Source organism: Candidatus Megaera venefica (assembly GCF_034554655.1).
In the GTDB taxonomy this organism is placed as follows: domain Bacteria; phylum Pseudomonadota; class Alphaproteobacteria; order Rickettsiales; family Rickettsiaceae; genus Megaera_A; species Megaera_A venefica.
In genome coordinates, this window is sequence record NZ_JARJFB010000246.1 from 1 (window position 1) to 1423 (window position 1423).

The 1423-nt window shown below is 31.3% G+C and carries 3 protein-coding genes; all 3 read right to left on the minus strand.

The features are described 5' to 3' along the window. Positions 1–106: 106 nt before the first annotated feature. Entirely contained in the window at positions 107–343 is a 237-nt protein-coding gene (locus Megvenef_RS09460; RefSeq protein ID WP_322777663.1) for a DUF2312 domain-containing protein, read from the minus strand. Between the two features lie 8 nt (positions 344–351). Further along, positions 352–630, minus strand: a complete 279-nt coding sequence (locus Megvenef_RS09465) for an HU family DNA-binding protein (RefSeq protein ID WP_322777664.1) — start codon at positions 628–630, stop codon at positions 352–354. Between the two features lie 456 nt (positions 631–1086). Further along, the coding region (locus Megvenef_RS09470) for a hypothetical protein (RefSeq protein ID WP_322777665.1) at positions 1087–1423 on the minus strand (337 nt) is incomplete at its 5' end.

Consider the following 1423-nt stretch of genomic DNA (forward strand, 5'->3'; position numbering starts at 1 on the left):
AAAAGGCAGAAGGTAAATCTTCAGGGTTAAACTTAGCAACTTTCTGAGTCTTATGTAATTTCTTTTTTTGCACTATACCCTCGCATTAATTAATAGTTAGTTAGAGTTAAATTCCTAAAGCCCCACGATATAAATCAATTAAGTTATCTTCCTCAGCTAGTGCATCTTTGTCCTTTTTTCTAAGTTTTAGTACATGTTTAATTATTTTAACATCAAAGCCCATTGATTTAGCTTCATTGAAAGATTCCTTAAGAAGATCGCTAGACTCCAAGCGCTCTTGCTCTATAGTCTCTATTTTGTTTATCATTTGCTTTAACTTTTCAGCTTCTATAATTTCTGTCATATGGAGGTTTATTTTTGATTTACTGCGTCTTTGAGTTTTTGACCAACCTTGAACTTTGGTTGAGTATAAGCTTTGATCTGTATAGCTTCACCGCTGCGAGGATTACGTCCAGCTCTTTCGGCGATCTTCGTTGTATAGAACTGACCAAAACCTATAAGAGAAATCTCATTACCTTGACCCATTGCATCAATTACCGAAGAAGTGAACATATCTATGTTTTTCTCAGCTTCGGCTTTAGTGCATTTATTTTGTTCAGCAATATATGTTACGAATTCTTGTTTATTCATGAGTTTAAATATTTATTGTTACAAAGTCGATCTCGCCGGAGTTCAATCTAGCGAGATCATAATACCTGATTCATTGCAGCGTTTTTATTATACCAGTAAACTAAATTTCGTTCTTAAGCTTTAGAATGTCATCTTCAGGTAAGGCGGTAACAATTAGCTTATAATACAGCTTTTGCTTAAGCATATTTTAATTTATACAATAAGCTTGATAAAATCCAAAAATAGAGACGGCTTTTATTAACTTTTATATGCAAAATAAATCAAAGATTGTGATGTTATAGAGACAATTTTGACTAAGGTGACTTAAGCTGCGATCTAGTCTCAGTCCTTAGAGTCTTCTAGGCACAACGATGATGTATGCCTGCAAGCCGAAGCATTAATGGAAAGAATTGATCTCTCTAGCTACCTCAAGCTGAATGTTGTTATAATTAAAATTATAGAATATAAGTAAAGTCTTCAGAATTCATTATCTTCTAATATTTTTGAATTACCTGCTAAATCTAATTCATGATATTCTTGATCATGAGTAGATAAATTATCATAATCTATATAACTATCGTTATTGTCAAAATTACTTTCTTTACAAAAGCTACTTATAATAGAATCAATCTCTTCAGAAACAACATACTCTTTTTTTGCTAATTTAAATATTTGTTGTAATTGATTATACCTTATTGACTGCTCTGTGTTGTTATTTTTAGGATCATGTTCTATTTGCTCTGTATTATACATGTAATCAAGTAATATCTTTAGCAGAGGGGTATTGTTATGAGAAATTGCAATATTAAAAAAC